This is a genomic window from Microbispora sp. NPDC088329 (assembly GCF_040685655.1).
Taxonomy (GTDB): domain Bacteria; phylum Actinomycetota; class Actinomycetes; order Streptosporangiales; family Streptosporangiaceae; genus Microbispora.
Genome location: NZ_JBFBIP010000019.1, coordinates 1 through 16,722 on the forward strand (window position 1 = coordinate 1; position 16,722 = coordinate 16,722).

Annotated in this window: 19 protein-coding genes; 5 read left to right on the plus strand and 14 right to left on the minus strand. The window is 69.3% G+C overall.

Annotated elements, in window-relative coordinates; all coding sequences use genetic code 11:
• From AB0O28_RS29090 to AB0O28_RS29115, 6 genes are all read right to left on the minus strand, one after another.
• Positions 1-442, minus strand: a 442-nt coding sequence (locus AB0O28_RS29090) for a hypothetical protein (RefSeq protein ID WP_363645624.1), incomplete at its 3' end; no start/stop codon positions are given.
• Entirely contained in the window at positions 439-987 is a 549-nt protein-coding gene (gene rfbC, locus AB0O28_RS29095) for a dTDP-4-dehydrorhamnose 3,5-epimerase (protein ID WP_363645626.1), read from the minus strand. The genes AB0O28_RS29090 and rfbC, both read right to left, overlap by 4 nt.
• A gap of 10 nt (positions 988-997) precedes the next feature.
• Complete coding sequence (locus AB0O28_RS29100; RefSeq protein ID WP_363645628.1) at positions 998-1,834, minus strand: glycosyltransferase; 837 nt, start codon at positions 1,832-1,834, stop codon at positions 998-1,000.
• Positions 1,831-3,012: a glycosyltransferase family 4 protein gene (locus AB0O28_RS29105; RefSeq protein ID WP_363645630.1), complete on the minus strand. Its 1,182-nt coding sequence runs from the start codon at positions 3,010-3,012 to the stop codon at positions 1,831-1,833. Before AB0O28_RS29105 ends, AB0O28_RS29100 begins: the two co-directional genes overlap by 4 nt.
• Positions 3,002-4,318, minus strand: coding sequence for a nucleotide sugar dehydrogenase (locus AB0O28_RS29110; protein ID WP_363645632.1), 1,317 nt, complete (start codon positions 4,316-4,318; stop codon positions 3,002-3,004). The genes AB0O28_RS29105 and AB0O28_RS29110 overlap by 11 nt, the downstream gene beginning before the upstream one ends.
• Positions 4,319-4,433: 115 nt before the next feature.
• On the minus strand, positions 4,434-5,345 hold the full coding sequence (locus AB0O28_RS29115; protein WP_363645634.1) for a glycosyltransferase family 2 protein: 912 nt from the start codon (positions 5,343-5,345) through the stop codon (positions 4,434-4,436).
• A 149-nt stretch (positions 5,346-5,494) separates the two neighbouring features.
• Between AB0O28_RS29115 and AB0O28_RS29120 the strand changes: the two genes are divergently transcribed.
• A complete protein-coding gene (locus tag AB0O28_RS29120; protein ID WP_363645636.1) occupies positions 5,495-6,304 on the plus strand; it encodes a 2OG-Fe(II) oxygenase in 810 nt (269 codons plus the stop codon).
• Between the two features lie 3 nt (positions 6,305-6,307).
• Here AB0O28_RS29120 and AB0O28_RS29125 read toward each other — a convergent pair whose 3' ends face one another.
• The 4 genes from AB0O28_RS29125 to AB0O28_RS29140 all read right to left on the minus strand — a co-directional run bounded on the left by AB0O28_RS29125 (position 6,308) and on the right by AB0O28_RS29140 (position 10,522).
• A complete protein-coding gene (locus AB0O28_RS29125) occupies positions 6,308-7,222 on the minus strand; it encodes an NAD-dependent epimerase/dehydratase family protein (RefSeq protein ID WP_363645638.1) in 915 nt (304 codons plus the stop codon).
• A 128-nt stretch (positions 7,223-7,350) separates the two neighbouring features.
• Complete coding sequence (locus tag AB0O28_RS29130) at positions 7,351-8,421, minus strand: 2-oxoacid:ferredoxin oxidoreductase subunit beta (protein ID WP_363645640.1); 1,071 nt, start codon at positions 8,419-8,421, stop codon at positions 7,351-7,353.
• Complete coding sequence (locus AB0O28_RS29135) at positions 8,414-10,258, minus strand: 2-oxoacid:acceptor oxidoreductase subunit alpha (protein ID WP_363645642.1); 1,845 nt, start codon at positions 10,256-10,258, stop codon at positions 8,414-8,416. The genes AB0O28_RS29130 and AB0O28_RS29135 overlap by 8 nt, the downstream gene beginning before the upstream one ends.
• A gap of 186 nt (positions 10,259-10,444) precedes the next feature.
• A complete protein-coding gene (locus AB0O28_RS29140; RefSeq protein WP_363645885.1) occupies positions 10,445-10,522 on the minus strand; it encodes a putative leader peptide in 78 nt (25 codons plus the stop codon).
• A 106-nt stretch (positions 10,523-10,628) separates the two neighbouring features.
• Here AB0O28_RS29140 and AB0O28_RS29145 point away from each other — a divergent pair, with 106 nt between their 5' ends.
• The 4 genes from AB0O28_RS29145 to nuoH all read left to right on the plus strand — a co-directional run bounded on the left by AB0O28_RS29145 (position 10,629) and on the right by nuoH (position 13,059).
• Positions 10,629-11,000: an NADH-quinone oxidoreductase subunit A gene (locus tag AB0O28_RS29145; protein ID WP_363645644.1), complete on the plus strand. Its 372-nt coding sequence runs from the start codon at positions 10,629-10,631 to the stop codon at positions 10,998-11,000.
• 109 nt (positions 11,001-11,109) lie between these two features.
• The gene (locus AB0O28_RS29150) at positions 11,110-11,565 is read left to right on the plus strand and encodes an NADH-quinone oxidoreductase subunit B family protein (protein WP_363645886.1); all 456 of its coding nucleotides are present in this window, start codon (positions 11,110-11,112) and stop codon (positions 11,563-11,565) included.
• Positions 11,562-12,092, plus strand: coding sequence for an NADH-quinone oxidoreductase subunit C (locus tag AB0O28_RS29155; RefSeq protein ID WP_363645646.1), 531 nt, complete (start codon positions 11,562-11,564; stop codon positions 12,090-12,092). Before AB0O28_RS29150 ends, AB0O28_RS29155 begins: the two co-directional genes overlap by 4 nt.
• A 13-nt stretch (positions 12,093-12,105) precedes the next feature.
• Entirely contained in the window at positions 12,106-13,059 is a 954-nt protein-coding gene (nuoH, locus tag AB0O28_RS29160) for an NADH-quinone oxidoreductase subunit NuoH (RefSeq protein WP_363645648.1), read from the plus strand.
• A gap of 6 nt (positions 13,060-13,065) precedes the next feature.
• On the opposite strand, the gene AB0O28_RS29165 is transcribed toward nuoH, so the two are convergent.
• The 4 genes from AB0O28_RS29165 to AB0O28_RS29180 all read right to left on the minus strand — a co-directional run bounded on the left by AB0O28_RS29165 (position 13,066) and on the right by AB0O28_RS29180 (position 16,503).
• Positions 13,066-13,407 carry a hypothetical protein gene (locus AB0O28_RS29165; RefSeq protein ID WP_363645650.1) on the minus strand — a complete coding sequence of 114 codons (342 nt, stop codon included), beginning with the start codon at positions 13,405-13,407 and terminating at the stop codon, positions 13,066-13,068.
• The gene (locus AB0O28_RS29170; RefSeq protein ID WP_363645652.1) at positions 13,404-15,389 is read right to left on the minus strand and encodes a hypothetical protein; all 1,986 of its coding nucleotides are present in this window, start codon (positions 15,387-15,389) and stop codon (positions 13,404-13,406) included. Before AB0O28_RS29170 ends, AB0O28_RS29165 begins: the two co-directional genes overlap by 4 nt.
• Positions 15,390-15,413: 24 nt before the next feature.
• Positions 15,414-15,674 (minus strand): hypothetical protein, encoded by a 261-nt coding sequence (locus AB0O28_RS29175; protein ID WP_363645653.1) that lies wholly within the window; start codon positions 15,672-15,674, stop codon positions 15,414-15,416.
• Positions 15,675-15,774: 100 nt separating this feature from the next.
• Positions 15,775-16,503, minus strand: a complete 729-nt coding sequence (locus AB0O28_RS29180; RefSeq protein ID WP_363645655.1) for a helix-hairpin-helix domain-containing protein — start codon at positions 16,501-16,503, stop codon at positions 15,775-15,777.
• Between the last annotated feature and the right edge of the window lie 219 nt (positions 16,504-16,722).

Here is a 16,722-nt window from a genome sequence, read left to right on the forward strand (position 1 = left end):
GGGTGGCGGTGAACTGGGCGCTCCAGATGCCGACGCTCTGGTTGCAGCCGTGTTCGGGGCCGACGGTGGAGTCACTGATCGTGAAGGGGTAGATCCTGCCGTCGTAGTCGTTTTTCACGTCGCCGTCGATGAGGCTGTTCTTGACGGTGACGTTCCTGGCGGTGATCAGGAGTGTGCCGGGGACGTGCACGCCGTCCAGCACCGTCCCGTCCTGCGTCACCCGATAAGCGCCGTAGAAGTTGGGGCGGAGCGTCTTCAGCCGCCTGCCCTTGGGCACGCCCGTACACGCCGGAGTGGGGTAGCCGGAGCATCCGCTCACGGGGGAGACGGAGGTCGCCGGAGGGGACGGCACGGCCGGCGGGGTGCGCTCCGGGGACGCCGGGGTGCAGGAGGCGGCCGCGAGCAGCGCGAGAGGGACGGCCCACAGGAGTGACGATCTCATCGCGACAGGCGTTCCCGGAGCTCCGTCCACGAACCCGCCGACAGGTCCCGGGCGCTGATCGCACCGACCGGCAGCGGCCAGTCGATCTTGAGGTCGGGATCGTCGAACCGTACGGCGAGATCCTCGGCGGGGTCGTGCTCCCGGTCGATCCGGTAGCAGACGTCGGTCTGCTCGGTGAGCGCCTGGAAGCCGTGCAGGAACCCCGGCGGGACATACAAGGTGTGGAACGACTCGTCGTCCAGCCGCACGGTGAGATGTTCGCCGAACGTGGGGGAGCCGGGCCGGGCGTCCACGAGCACGTCGAGTATCGCCCCGCGCGCGCAGCGGACCAGCTTGGCCTCGCCCCGCCCCGATCTGCCGTGCATGCCCCGTACCGTCCCCAGACGCGAGCGGGACTGGCTGTCCTGGATGAAGGAGTTCGGGTCGAGTCCGTGTTCGGCCGCGAGCCGGGCGTCGAAGGTGCGGGTGAACAGTCCGCGATCGTCCCGGTGGGGCGTGGGGACGAACAACAGCACTCCGTCCAGCCCCATGTGTCGCACGTGCATGCGCTTCCCTTCACCTGCTGGTCGAGTCGGTCGACCAGGCGATCGCGGCCGCGCGCGCCGACCGCCTGCGGGTCAGCGCGCGGTCGGCGAGCAGGACGGCAAGGTAGCAGGCGGCGTCCAGGGGACTCACGGACCGCGACGCGACCAGCGTGGCGAGGGCGCGCGAACCGAGCCTTCCCTCGGGCGCGGGCAGGCCCAGCTCCGTCAGCTGGCGATTGCCCAGCCGGACCCGTACGCGCCGGCGCAGGTGCGCCCGCACCGTGCGGGCCGGCCGCACCACCGAGCGCGCCTCCGCCACGACCACGCGCTCGTGCGGGCCGAAGCTGCGGTGCACCAGCTCGTCGTCGGCCACGACGTCGGGCATCGGGAACACCCGTGCGTGCCCGGCCCGGCTCAGTGCGTACACGCCGACGCCCGCCAGCGCGCGCCGCGGTCCCAGCAACCGCTCATGGACGTGGTGGACGCGCCGGGCGGTACGGCCGGCGCCCGACAGGTCCCAGACCGGAACGGGCGCCGCGGCCGCCGCGCCGGACTCCTCAAGCGCGGCCACCAGGGCCCGCGCGGACCCGGTGTCGAGCAGCACGTCGGCGTCCAGGTAGATGCGCGGGAACACCGAGCAGGCCGCGTCGCCCAGGCGCAACGCGTTCGCCTTGCCCGGCCGCGCCGTCTCCACGACCCTCGCCCCGAGCCGCCGTGCGACCCGTGCCGTCCCGTCCGTGCACCCGTTGGGGACGACGACCACGTCGAACTCGCCCGGCGCCGCTCCGGCCAGCAGCGGCCCCAGGCAGCGGTCCAGCGCCGCCTCCTCGTTGAACGCCGGGATCACGACGCTCGCGATCGGCTTCACCGGCTCCGTGCCGCCTCGTACGCCGCGATGAGCGACTGTTTCGAGTTCTCCCACGACAGCGGACCTGCGACCCGGGCCCGTCCGAGCTCTCCCATACGCCGGCGTTCTTCCGGGTCGTCGAGGAGCAGGGCGACGAGCTTGGCGAACTCGGACTCGTCGTTCGGCGGCGCGTAGAGCGCCGCCTCGCCCGCGGAGACCTTCGCCTCGCGCAGGTCGAAGGAGACGATCGGGCGTGCCATCGCCATGTACTCCATGACCTTGTTCATCGTCGAGACGTCGTTGAGCGGATTGAGCGGGTCGGGTGACAGGCACACGTCCGCCGTGGAGAGGTAGTGGAGGAGGTCCTCGTCGGGGATGCGTCCGGTGAAGTCGACGAAGTCGGCCAGGCCGAGGTCACGGGAGAGCCGGACCATGTCGTCGAACGCGTCCCCCGCGCCGACGAAGGCCGCGTGCCAGTCGGTCCTGTTCTGCTCGTCCCGCAGCTTCGCCAGGGCGCGTAACGCGTAGTCCACGCCGTCCTGCGGGCCCATCACGCCGAGGTAGCACAGCAGGTGCGGCTTGCCCTTCTTCAGCTCCGGCCGCGGCGGGACCTCGTGGAACCGCTCGACGGCGGGTGCGCTGCGCACCACGAAGACCTCTTCCGGGCGCTTGCCGCCGCGGGTGAGCGCGACCTCCCGATAGCTCTCGTTGGTGGCGATGACGATGTCGGCCGCCCGGTAGGTGGCCCGCTCCAGGCGGCACACGAGGCGGTAGAGAAAGTCCTCACCTCGACGGAACCGCGACAGATAGAGCTCGGGCACCAGGTCGTGCTGGTCGAACACGAACCGGGCACCCCGGGACCCGGGCAGCTTGGTCATCAAGAAGAACAGGTCCGGCGGATTGCAGGCGTGGATCACGTCGACCGGTCCGATCCGGCGGGCCAGCCGGTAGGTGTGCCAGAGCGCGGAGCCGTACTCCCGCAGGTAACCGGCAGGGCCGCCGGTGGCGGCCCTGAGCGGATACCGGTGGATCCTGATCCCGCCGATCTCCGCGTACGGCTCGGTGTCACGCCTGGCGCCCCGAGGGCAGATGACGTGCACCTCCCAGCCGGCGTCGCGCAGCGCGAGGCTCTCCTGCCACACGCGCCGATCGAACGGCACGGACAGGTTCTCCACCAGAATGAGTGCCTTACCAGCCAAGTCCTGTGTATCCCGGGTGTCGGCGACGCTCTCCGGCGTCGGGCAGGCGGATGAGATCGACGATCTCCTTGTCTCCGGAGTCGCCGAGCGCGTCCAGAACGGCGGGATCGTCGCATCCCACCACGCAGACCTCGGCGTGCGCGAGCACGTCGTCGACGGAGTTGGACAGCAGCTCGCCCAGGTGCGGCAGGCGGCTCGCGATGTAGTCCCGGTTGGCCCCGATGAGGCGGGACATCGAGACGTTGGCATCGTAGATGCGCAGGTCGTAGCCCTTGCCGAGGAGCCGCTCCGCGAGCTCGACCAGAGGGCTCTCGCGCAGGTCGTCGGTGCCGGGCTTGAACGACAGGCCGAACAGGCCGATCCGGCGCCTGCCGGTCGCCGCGACCAGGTCGAAGGCCCGGCGCAGGTGCTCCTCGTTCGAGGGCAGCACATGCGAAAGCAGCGGCACCGCGACGTCCGCCCGTCGGGCGGCGTAAACGAGGCCGCGCAGGTCCTTGGGCAGGCACGAGCCGCCGAAGGCGAACCCCGGGCGCAGGTAGGCGCGGCTCACGTTGAGCTTGGTGTCGGCCAGGAACACGTCCATCACCTGATGGGAGTCGACCCCGAGAGCGGCGCAGACGGCGCCGAGCTCGTTGGCGAAGGCGATCTTCAGGCCGTGGAACGAGTTGTCGGCGTACTTCGTCATCTCGGCGACGGTGACCGGCACCCGGAACACCGGTCCAGGCAGCCCTTCGTAGAGGCCGGCGAGCACGTCCCCGCTGGTGGGGTCGAGCTCGCCGATGACGGTCTTGGGCGGGTCGAAGAAATCCTTGACGCTCGTGCCCTCACGCAGGAACTCGGGGTTGACCGCGACGCCGAAGTCCACGCCCGCGGTGCGGCCCGAGGCCTTCTCCAGGATCGGCACGAGCACCGAGGCCGTGGTGCCCGGCAGCATCGTGCTGCGGAAGACCACGGTGTGCCAGTCCCGCCGGTCCGCCAGCGCCTCGCCGATCTGCTCGGCCACGCGCTCCAGGTAGGCGGTGGTCAGGCTGCCGTTGGACGCGGAGGGAGTGCCGACGCAGACCAGGGAGAGCTCGCTCGACCTGACGGCCTCGGCGGCGTCGGTGGTGGCACGCAGCGCGCCGGAAGCGACGACCTGGGCGGTCAGTTCGCCGATGCGTTCCTCGACCACCGGCGCCCGGCCCCGCCTGATCAGGTCGACCTTCACGGGGTTGACGTCGACGCCGATCACCTGGTGGCCTCGCGATGCCAGGCAGGCGGCCGACACGCAGCCGACATAGCCGAGCCCGAACACGCTGATCCTCACGGGGAAGCCCCCTCCGTCACGACAGTCAGTCCCCCAGTAGTCGCGTGGGTGGCGTCGATCGTTACGGGCGTGGTCTAATAGACGTTTTGGTCGGTTCTTCGGTCGATATGGCTCTTCAGTCGGGAAGCGCGCTGATGCGGCGTGAGGGGCGCAGCAGCCACGCCACCGCTTCGCGTGCAGGACGCCGCCCGCGCAGCGCGCGGATGCTCTCACCGAGGACCACGGCCAGGTAATAGGCCGCCGACGAGACGGGGCCACGGCGCCTGCGGAACAACCTGACCTTGTTGACCGTCAGCAGCGCGGCCAGCATGGGGTTCACCTTGGCCTCGCCGCCGATGTGCTCCACCACCGCGGACGGCTCGTACCAGAGGCGCCACCCCCGGTCGGCGGCGCGCAGCGCGTACTCGGTCTCCTCGCTGTACAGGAGGAAGGACTCGTCCCACGGCCCCACGTCGGCAAGCGCCCGCACGGACATGAGGAGGGCGGCGCCCGTCGCCCAGTCGGCCGGCCCCGGCCGCTCGTAGACGGCGGGATCGGTGATCACCTCGCCGAGGGCGGCCACGCGACCGGCAAGCCGCCCGCCGATCAGAGCCTCCGCCCACGCCCGCCGTACGCTGGGGGTCCGGCGCAGCGAGGGATGGGTGTGGCCGTCCACGCTCAGCAGACGCGGCGCGGCGATGCCGAGGCCCGGTTCGCCGAGAGCCGCGGCGAGCGGGGCCAGACAGCCCGGCCGCAGACGGCAGTCGGGATTCAGGATCATCACGGCGTCGAGCCGCCACAGGTCCAGGGCGGCCACACCCGCGTTGAAGGCGGCGGCGTATCCGGCGTTCCTGCCCACCCGCACCACGGTGGCCCCGGCCCGCTCGGCGATGGCCGTCGACTCGTCCCTGGAGGCGTTGTCCGCGACGACGATCTCCCGCAGGTCGACGCCCCGCGCTCCGGCCGGGAGCGAGTCGAGGCATCCTCCGAGGATTTTCGCGCTGTTGTAAGTGACGATCACGACGGCGATTCTGGGGATGCCTGGCATGCGGGCCTCCGAGGCAGGGCTCCGACGAACATTCCGGCCACGCCGAATGCTAGCCCCCCGGGGGCCGATCTTTTCCGATGTAACGACCGGACTTCTCCGTCACGATATGCACACCAGTGGGATCGGCAGAATCAGAGGGGGTCAGCGGTATGCGGGACGTTCAGTCGTTCACCTTCAGACGCGAGGAATTGTTCCCCGTCGCCGATCGGCTGCGGGAGGAATTCCTCAACGCCAAGCCGTTCAGGCACGTGGTGATCGATGACTTCCTGCCGCCGAGCGTGCTGGAACCCGTCCTGGCCGAATTTCCCGAGCCCCGCGATGCGAGCTGGCAGCGGTTCGACGACGCACGCGAGATCAAACTCGCCCTGGCCGACACGGAGAGGATGGGCCCGGCGACCAGGTCGCTGCTCGCGGAATTCAACGGGGGCGTGTTCGTCGAGTTCCTGGAACGGCTGACCGGTATCACGCACCTGGTGTCCGACCCTCATCTGGAAGGCGGCGGTCTGCACCAGATCCGCCCGGGCGGCTTCCTCAAGGTGCACGCCGACTTCAACAAGAGCCGCAAGCTCAACCTCGACCGGCGGCTGAACGGCCTGCTGTACCTGAACAAGGACTGGGAGGAGAGCTACGGCGGGCACCTGCAGTTGTGGAACACGGACATGACCGCCTGCGAGCACAAAATCCTGCCGGTCTTCAACAGGTTCGTGCTGTTCGCCACGACGGACGACGCGAACCACGGGCACCCCGACCCGCTGACCTGTCCCGAGGATCGGGCCCGGCGATCGATGGCGCTGTACTACTACACCAACGGCCGTCCCGAAGAAGAGATCACCACGGACCACTCGACGCTGTTCAAGGAGCGGCCGGGTGAGAAATGGACGTTCAACGCGAGGCAGGTGGCCAAGCGCTGGACCCCGCCTGCCCTCGTCGAGCTGTTCGGCCGCGACAAGCGGGAGTGAGCGTCACAGCCGTCGGCCGTACCACTCCAGGGTGCGCCTGAGTCCTTCGTCGACGGGCGTCGTGGCGCGCCAGCCCAGCACGTCGGCGGCCTCCTCGACGTGGGCGAACCGTTCGACGTCCATGACGCGCTCCGGCCGTGTGCCGAACGGCGGCGTCGCCGTGCTGCCGGCCAGTTCGTACAACCTGGTCACGATGTCTCGTACGGCGATGCCGTCGCCTGTGCCGATGTCGAAGACCCGGCCGACCGCGTTCTCCCTCTCAGCGGCGAGCACGAGGGCCTCGGCCACGTCGTCCACGTACACCCAATCCATGCGCCGCTTTCCCGCCGTCAGCGACGGCTCCTCGCCGCGCAGCAGGCACTGCGCGACGTAGGGCACCACCTTGGTCGTGTCGGGCTGGCCGGGACCGTACACCATCGAGATCCGCAGGACGGTCACGGGGAGATCCCACAGCTGGTGGAACAGCCGCGCGTACCCGGTCGCGGCCCACCGCGCGACGGCGTACGGGGACGAGGTCAGCGTCTCGCCCAGCTCCGGCCGGGCCTCTTCGACGGAGCCCGCCATGACGACCCGGGCACCGAGGCCGTGCGCGGCGTTGAGCAGGTTGACGGAACCCACCACGGTATTGGTCAGTGTGGGCACGAGCGTCTCCGTGCCGCGCGAGCCGTTCACCTCGGCGGCGAGATGGAAGACCACATCCGGCCGGACGGAGCGGACGAGTTCCGTGGTGCCCTCGGCGTCCGTCAGATCCGCGGTGTGCCACACGCACGTGTCGTCCGCGATCTTCCGTCTGCTGACGCCGTGCACCTGCGCGCCCAGCGCGGTCAGGCGCAGGGAGAGCCGGGATCCGATGAATCCGGCCGCTCCGGTGACCAGGACCTTCCTTCCCGTCCACGGCGACTCTTCCGGCGCTGTCATGTGGTGATCTGTCACCACAGAGGGACGGCCTGATGACGCCCCCGGTTGACGATCTCCAGCAGATTCAGGGCCGGTAATAGGAAAAGGGACCCGCCCTAAGGCCGGTCCCTTCCCTGATTGATTCGTGCTCAGCCGATGGTCCAGGTGTCCCCGCCGTGGAGCAGGCCGGCGAGGCTGCCGGCGCCCTTGTCGGCCGTGGCCGCCTCGAGCTGCTCGTTGAGCAGGTGATCGTAGGCAGGCCGGTCGACCGAGCGGAAGACGCCGATCGGCACGTGCTGGAACGCCGGCTCGTCCAGTCGCGACAGCGCGAACGCCAGGGACGGGTCGGGGTTGTGGGCATCGTGCACGAGGATCTCGCTGTCGGCCACCTCGGCGCGGCGCACGACCTCGACGCCGCCCGTGCGCGACAGCCGTACGGCACGCTCGTTGTCGCCGGTGCCGAACACGATCGGCTGCCCGTGCTCGAGCCGGACGGTGATCTCGTCGCGGGTGGCCGGGTCCTTGAGCGTGTCGAAGGCGCCGTCGTTGAAGATGTTGCAGTTCTGGTAGATCTCCACCAGCGAGGCGCCGCGGTGCTCGGCGGCCTGGCGCAGCACGCTCTGCAGGTGCTTACGGTCGCTGTCGATGGTCCGGGCGACGAACCCGGCCTCGGCGCCGATCGCCAGCGAGATCGGGTTGAACGGCTTGTCCAGCGACCCCATCGGCGTCGACTTGGTGATCTTGCCGATCTCTGAGGTCGGGGAGTACTGCCCCTTGGTCAGGCCGTAGATCCTGTTGTTGAACAGCAGGATGTTCAGGTTGACGTTGCGGCGCAGCGCGTGGATCAGGTGGTTGCCGCCGATCGACAGCGCGTCGCCGTCTCCGGTGATGACCCACACCGACAGATCCGGCCGGGACGCGGCGAGACCGGTCGCGATGGCCGGCGCCCGCCCGTGGATCGAGTGCATGCCGTAGGTGTTGAGGTAGTACGGGAAGCGCGAGGAGCAGCCGATGCCGGAGACGAACACGATGTTCTCGCGCCGCAGGCCCAGCTCGGGCAGGAAGCTCTGCACCGCCGCCAGGATCGCGTAGTCACCGCAGCCCGGGCACCAGCGCACCTCCTGGTCGGACTTGAAGTCCTTCAGGGTCTGCTTGGCGTCCGTACGGGGGATGAGGGCGAGCCCCTTGCCGTTGAGGCTCCCGTTGGCGATGTCAGTCACTTTCGATCACGTCCTGAATGACGGCGGCGAGCTCGGCGGCCTTGAACGGGAGCCCGCGCACCCGGTTGTAGCTGATCACGTCGACCAGGAAGCGGGCCCGCAGCAGCATGGCGAGCTGGCCGAGATTGATCTCGGGCAGCAGCACCTTGTCGTAGGAGCGCAGCACCTCGCCCGTGTTGGCCGGCAGCGGGTTGAGGTGACGGATGTGCGCCTGCGCGACCTTGTGCCCGGCCGCGCGCACCCGGCGGGCCGCCGCCGCGATCGGCCCGTACGTCGAGCCCCAGCCGAGCACGAGCACCCGGGCGTCGCCGTCGGGGTCGTCGACCACCAGGTCGGGCACGTCGATGCCGTCGATCTTGGCCTGGCGCAGCCGGACCATCTTGTCGTGGTTGTCCGGGTCGTAGGAGATGTTTCCGGTGCCGTCGGCCTTCTCGATGCCGCCGATCCGGTGTTCAAGGCCCGCCGTGCCGGGCACCGCCCACGGGCGGGCCAGCGTCTCCGGGTCGCGCTTGAACGGGAGGTAGGTCCCGTCCTCGCCGTTGGGCTCGGTGGTGAACTGGATGGAGATGTCCGGCAGCTCGTCGATGTCCGGGATGCGCCACGGCTCGGAGCCGTTGGCGAGGTAGCCGTCCGACAGGAGCATGACCGGGGTGCGGTACTTCAGCGCGATCCGTGCCGCCTCGACCGCCATGGTGAAGCAGTCCGACGGCGTGGCCGCCGCCAGCACCGGCACCGGCGACTCGCCGTTGCGGCCGTACAACGCCATCAGCAGGTCGGTCTGCTCGGTCTTGGTCGGCATGCCCGTTGACGGCCCGGCCCGCTGCACGTCCACGACGATCAACGGCAGCTCCGTGGTCACCGCGAGGCCCACCGTCTCGGCCTTGAGCGCGATGCCCGGGCCGGAGGTCGTGGTCACGCCCAGCGACCCGCCGAAAGCGGCGCCAAGGGCGGCGCCGACGCCGGCGATCTCGTCCTCGGCCTGGAACGTCCGGATTCCGAACCGCTTGTGCTTGGACAGCTCGTGCAGGATGTCGGAGGCCGGGGTGATCGGGTACGAACCGAGGAACAGTGGCAGCTTCGACTGCACCGACGCCGCGATGAGCCCGTACGCCAGGGCCTGGTTGCCGGAGATGTTCCGGTAGGTGCCCGGCCGGAGCGTGGCCGGCTTGATCTCATACGAGACCGAGAAGGACTCGGTCGTCTCTCCGTAGTTCCAGCCCGCCTGGAATGCCGCGATGTTCGCCTTGGCGATCTCCGGCTTCTTGGCGAACTTGGCCTCGAGGAACTGGACCGTCCCCTCGGTCGGCCGGTTGTACAGCCACGACAGCAGACCGAGCGCGAACATGTTCTTGGCCCGCTCGGCGTCCTTCTTGGAGATGTCGTAGCCCTCGAGCGCCTTGACCGTCAGCGAGGTCAGCGGCACCGCGTGCAGGCGCCACTCCTTGAGGGAGTCGTCCTCGAGCGGGTTGCCGTCGTAGCCCACCTTGGACAGGTTGCGCTTGGTGAACTCGTCGGTGTTGGCGATGATGTCGGCGCCGCGGGGAAGATCCCCGAGGTTCGCCTTCAACGCGGCGGGGTTCATGGCGACGAGCACGTTGGGCGCGTCACCGGGGGTCAGGATGTCGTGGTCGGCGAAGTGCAACTGGAAGCTCGACACCCCGGGCAGGGTGCCGGCGGGAGCGCGGATCTCCGCCGGGAAGTTGGGGAGCGTCGACAGGTCGTTGCCGAACTGGCCCGTCTCCGCCGTGAACCGATCACCGGTGAGCTGCATTCCGTCGCCGGAGTCACCCGCGAACCGGATGATCACGCGGTCGAGTTGCTGAACCTGCTTGGTCACAGCTCCTCAGTCCTCCTTGACGCGCCCAGGCCTGCCTGCTGGTGGCACGTTGTCATGTCCATGCTAGATCCATCGGGGTCACGCTGGTTTGTTCGTAGACGTGCACTTGACGTGCGTTCTACCGGGACTTTCCGCGCCTGTGGCGCGTTCCCGCTGGTGCCTCGGCCGCCGGGGGGCGGCGCACCGTCAGCCTCGCGAACCATCCGGGCGACACAGGCCCGACGCGAGCCGGCACAGGTCCAGGTGCAAGCGGGCGACGAGCATGATTCGGGTCACGATCCTCAACTATATGCGCGGGACTCGGATGTGACCGTCAGGTGTTCAGCCCTTGAGATCGTGCCGGGGTTATCCTCGAGACCTGGGAGGCGGTATGAGTGGATATTTCGGCTCATATGCCGTGGTCGTCGTCCTCTTCCTCGTCGGCGTGGCGATCTTCGCGGGCGGGCTGTTCGTGAACCGCTTGTTACGTCCCAGCCGGCCGACCCCCGAGAAGCTCACGACGTACGAGTGCGGGGTCGACCCCGTCGGCGAGGGCTGGGCGCAGTCGCAGATCCGTTACTACGTCTTCACCTATCTCTACGTGGTCTTCGCCGTCGACGCGGTGTTCCTCTTCCCCTGGGCCACCGTCTTCGCCGCCCCCGGGTACGGCATGACGACGCTGGTGGAGATGTTCGTCTTCCTCGCGTTCATCGCGCTCGGCATCCTGTACGCCTGGCGCAAGAGAGTTCTGGGCTGGACGTGACCCGACCGGCAGGGGAGAGGACAATGGACGGCATGGCGGTGACCGCATGCCCGTGAACGATCTCCCGATGCCCACGGTGGGGCCGGTGTCCCGGCTGGCGCCCAAGCCGATGAAGTTCGTGCTGAACTGGGGCCGTCGCTACTCCCTGTGGGTCTTCAACTTCGGGCTGGCCTGCTGCGCCATCGAGTTCATCGCGACGTCGATGAGCAGGCACGACTTCATCCGCTTCGGAGTGATCCCGTTCGCCAACGGTCCCCGGCAGGCCGACCTGATGATCGTGTCGGGCACGGTGACGGACAAGATGGCTCCCGCCGTACGACGGCTGTACGAGCAGATGCCCGACCCCAAATACGTCATCTCGTTCGGCGCCTGCTCCAACTCGGGCGGGCCCTACTGGGACTCCTACTGCGTCACCAAGGGCGTCGACCAGATCATCCCCGTGGACGTGTACGTCCCCGGGTGCCCGCCCCGCCCCGAGGCGCTGCTGCACGGCATCATGAAGCTCCAGGAGAAGATCGCCGCCGAGACGCTGGAGGACCGCTACCGGCCGGAGGCGGACGCATGAGCATCGAGGTCGTGCGCGAGCGGTACGGCTCCCGCGTCACCGATTCCCTGGGCCAGGACGTGCTCGACGTGGACCCCGGCGAGTGGGCCGGCGCGCTGGCGTTCGCGCGCTCGGCCGGATTCGAGTTCTTCGACTGGCTGACCGCCGTGGACGAGCCGCCCGAGGCGTTCGCCGTCGTGGCCCACGTGTTCGATCCGGTCGCGTTCGCGCACCTGCTCGTACGCACCCGGGTCCCGCGCGCCGACCCCCGCCTGCCGACAGCCACCGGCGTCTTCCGCGGGGCGAACTGGCACGAGCGGGAGACGTACGAGATGTTCGGCGTCGTCTTCGACGGCCACCCGGACCTGCGCCCTCTGCTGCTGCCGGACGGTTTCGAGGGCCACCCGTTGCGTAAGGACTTCGTGCTGGCCGCCCGGGTAGCCAAGGCGTGGCCCGGGGCGAAGGAACCGGGGGAGTCCGGCCACGGCTCGCCGAGCCGCCGCCGGATGTCGCCCCCGGGCGTGCCACCCGACTGGGCGTCATCCTGAGAGGGGCCGCCACATGGCCGAGGTGCTCGACGTCGCGGTCCGGCTGATCGTCGTGGTGGCGGCGTTCCTGCTGCTGCCGCTGATCGTCGGGCAGATGGAGCACAAGGCCATGGCCCACATGCAGTCGCGGCTCGGGCCGATGTACGCCGGCGGTTTCCACGGGTGGGCGCAACTCCTCGCGGACGGCGTCAAGTTCGCCCAGAAGGAGGACGTCATCCCGGCCGCGGCCGACCGGCGGATCTTCGCGATCGCCCCGGCGGTGGCGCTCGTGCCGTACCTCGTCGTGATGGTCGTGATCCCGGTCGGCCCCGGACTGGCGGCCGTGGACCTCGACGCGGGTCTGTTCTTCGTGCTGGCGGTGATGGGCGTCGGCGTGCTCGGCGCGATCATGGCGGGGTGGGCGTCGGCCAACAAGTACAGCGTGCTCGGCGGCATCCGGGCCGCCGCCCAGTTGATGTCGTACGAGCTGCCGCTGGTGCTCGCCGCCTCCAGCGTGGCGATGGCCGCGGGCACGCTGTCGCTGCAGGGCATCGCCGGGCAGTGGCGCTGGTGGTGGCTTCCCTGGCAGGCGATCGGGGCCTTCGTGTTCTTCGTCGCAGGGCTGGCCGAGCTGCGCCGGCCGCCGTTCGACATGCCAATGGCCGAGTCCGAGATCATCATGGGCCCGATGACGGAGTACGCGGGATTCCGCTTCGCCCTGTTCATGCTGGCCGAGTACGCCGGGATCGTGGTGCTCTCCGCCCTGACTACGGTGCTGTTCCTCGGCGGCTGGCAGGGGCCCCTCCTGCCCGGCCCGGTGTGGACACTCCTGAAGGTCTTCGCACTGGCCTTCGTCGTCATCTGGGTGCGCGTCAGCTATCCCCGGCTGCGCGAGGACCAGCTGCAGAGGTTCGCCTGGACCGTCCTGGTGCCCCTCGCGCTCCTCCAGCTCGCCCTCACCGGAGTCGTCAGGGTCCTCACCGCCTGAGCGGCCTCACAACGGGCACCTCCACCCCGGCCACCCCGCCGTCGCCTCGTCCTCCCACACCTGCAGCGTCTTCCCGCTGAAGCTGGTTTCCGCGTGGCTGCTCGCCCAGTCCACGAGGGCCGCAGTCTGCTGCACCTTGCCGTTCTCGAACCATGAATGGTTCTCCGCCTCGCTCCGCGCCAGCACATTGTGGTCCACGAAGCATTGGACGACGGCGACGAGAGCCTGGCCGCGCCGTTCTGCTTCACCTGCCTCAGGTGAAGTGGGCGATTCTCTCCGCGTACAACTCGCCAGCATCTGGGTGCAGACGGCGACGGCCAGGAGGCCGGCCAGATGACGCCTGCTCATTGTTGTAACCTCATGGCGTCCTGCGCCTCTTTTACCCATTCCGTGAAAGTCTTTCCCAAATACCTCGTGTCGGAGTGCCGGCTGACCCAGTCGGCCATCGCCGCGGTGCGAGTGACAACGCCGTTCTTCACCCAGCTTGCATCGTCGGGCGGGGTGATCGCGCCGGCTAGTATCAATCCCTGTAGTACTGGCGCCTCGACATGCAGGACTTGAGCACGAAAGTCGTCCGCGTTGCTCTTATACGCCTGAAGGGCGAAGTCGGTGTCGAACATGGCGTTGAGCGGCGGGGCAGCCAGGGCGACGAGGATCTGTGTGATCGTTCCCGGGCCGAATGCATTGCTGAAGCTCAATGCGCCGAAGCCTCCGCTGACTATCGAGATCGCCGTCTGCGTGCGGGTGGCTTGCTCGTCCTTCAGTTGTTCCTCGGCGAAGTGGTGGTCGCCCTGAATTCTCTGGATCATGCCGTAGAGGCCGCCCATCTCTCGTAGGTAATTCTGATCCGAGGGGTCCTTGATTGTGGCGGCGACGGCAACGCTTATACGTCCGTCCATCTTTCCCTTGTAAGCACCGAACTCTTTCGGTTCCTGCAGCGCCTGCCCGAACAGGGCCTCCAATTCAGCCGGCCGTACGACAGGAGCCCAGGGACTTGCGGCATCCTCGCCTCTCTGCATCGCCATGGATGCGGTGAATTCATGACTTGCCGAGGCGGCGAAATCGGGGAGGTAGCGGTCGGCGGTGTAGATCAGCGCGTGCCGGATCTCTCTGGGCAGCACCGTCTGCGGGTGAAGCTTGGAGAAGTCGGCGGTGGCTTGGGCGATGTGAACGACGGACCAGGCGGACTCCTTGGCGTCCACGGAGGTGCCGCGCTCGGCTGAGACGGCGGCCTTGAGGAAGGCCGCGGTGGGCGCCGAAAGGTCCACCTGGCCGGTGGGCGGAAGCGCGCCGCCCGGGCGTACGTATGAGCTCAGGAAGGGGCCAGGGTCGTAGCCGGGGGTGTGCCAGGAGTCGCTGACGAGCATGCGGGCGTACTTGAGGCCGGTGGCCGGATCGCCCAGCACGTGCCGGGCGGCCATCCCGTTCTCCGCCGCCCGCTGGAGGACGGCCCCCACGGCGTCGTAGTCCGCCATAAGCCGCTGGTGACGTAAGGCGTCGACGTTGGTTTCCAGCTTGCCGCGGGCGGGCGGCCAGATGGTCTTGCCGGCGGCGCGGGCGTCGAGCATGGCACGGGTCAGGTCGGCGAGCAGGCGGGAGTCCCACGACCTGCCCTCGGGGCCGTACTTCACGAGCATTCCGACCGACCAGGGGTCGGAGCTCCCGGTGAGGGTGGCGCGGGTCGCGGCGGGCAGTAACGGGCGGCGGTCCTTGCCCGTGCCGACGCGCATCTGGCTGGCGGCGGCCAGGGACGCCCCGAGCGCCCGCAGTACGCTCAGGCTCTCCGCGCTGAATAGGGCGCCCCCCGCTCGTTGGTACAGCGCGCGGGCGGCCCGCAGCGCGAGCGGGCCCGCCCCCGCCCAGAAGGCCGCCTGGTAGTCCTTGTCGGCGAGGTGCCGCCGCAGACTGTCCGGCAGTCCCAGGAGGGCGAGGCGCACGTCCTGGGGGTCCTTGGCCGCGAGGGCGGCGGTCAGCGTCTCCGCATCCCGCTTGCCCTGGTATCCGCTCTGCCCCGTCGCCTCCCAGTCCAGCCGTACGTTGGGTGGCCGTTTGTAGATGAGGCCGGGTATGCCGGGCGCACGGCCCAGCGCGCTCCAGCCCTGCTGCCTCGCCAGTTCGTACGCCCTGGTCGTGCGGGCGTCCATGTCGCGGACGTCGTCGAGCGCGGCGGCGATGAGGCCGGGCAACGAGGTGACCGCGACTTCGCTCCCCCATTTCTGCATTTTCTGCTGTATGAGCGGACTATGCCGGGCCAGCAACTCATGAAGCTGTTCCAGTCGTCTGGTCAGCTCCTTGAGGTTTTCTGGATCGACTCCGACGAACTCCCCCACGGCGATCCTTCCCGGTGCGGTGGCCTACGAGGCGGCTTTGCGGCGCTCCGCCTCCTCCACACGGGCGATCAGGTGCGGCTGTTCGGCGAGCACGGCGTCGAACAGCCTGGTGAGCTGAGTCCTTCTGGCGTTCCAGCCGGTCGCCCAGCGGTCGGCCGACGGGCCCTGCCAGGTGTGGTCACCGAACATGGCGGGGACGGCGCTGAGCGCCTGGAGGATCTCCCGCACGGCGGTGGCGGCCGCGGCCATGTCCGCCCTGCATTCGGCGATCTCGGATGACGTCACTGGGCCCTCCCGCTGTCACGGCTGACGCACCTTGAAGCCTAAGGAAACGCCGATGGCTCAGCCAGGGATATGCGCGACGACAATCGGGATTACCGACTGACTATGGGAGGAAAATTCCGTATTCGGCGAGGTCGGCGGTGAGGTGCGGGGGCAGGGACGCGGCGGCCGAGACATCCTCGGCCGAGACGAAACCGCCGACCTGGTCGCGTACGCGCACGATCTCGTCGGCGAGCGCGGGCGTCAGGCCGGGCAGGTTCGCGATGACCGCAGCAGGGGCGCGGTTGACGTCGACCAGGCCGCCGTCGTCGTACTGCCGGGGCAGGTCGGGCCGGCCGATCCGCAGCTCGCGCGCCATCGCCGGATCGTGCTGCGCCAGCTCCCTGGCCTGCTCTCGCAGGCCGCGGCGATACTGCGCCATCGCGAGCGCCTGCTCGTTCGCCGGTGAATACGGCGCGGCGTCCTCGAAAACCTGCTTCCTGACCGCGAGGGAGTGCACGGTGCCGAAGAGCCACGGAGTCAGCATGCAGACGACCATCAGGAAAGACGCCAGGGCGGGGGCATCCATGTCGTCGTAGATCTCGGACAGGTAGATCCACGCGCCGGTGGCCGTGGCGTATCCGGCGGAGGCCGCCCCGTACCACACGCTGCGCTTGCGGATGGCTGCGTACAGCATGGTGAAGGGGGTGCCGAAGCCGCAGGTGTACAGCGGGGAAAGCGCCCACAGGAAGCTGGGGGCGCTGGAAGGCCGGTGCGGGGGTGACGGCATCGGCGGGGGCGCGGGCGGCCGCACGGGTGGGGGAACCTGCGGCTGCGCGAACGGTGGCCGCACGGATGGAGGCTGGTGCGGCTGTGCGGGCCGTGGTTGCGCGGGCCGTGGCGGGGCGGCCGGCCGTACGGGTGGCCGCGCGTGCGGCGGCGCGGGAGGTTGCGGGGGCGGCGGCGGGTAGGTCCCGTAGGGGCCCTGCTGCCCGTACGGACCCTGGGGCGCCCGACGTCCTCGGGGTGGCTGCGACGACGGATGTCTGGAGGGCACCTGCGGTCCCTGTGG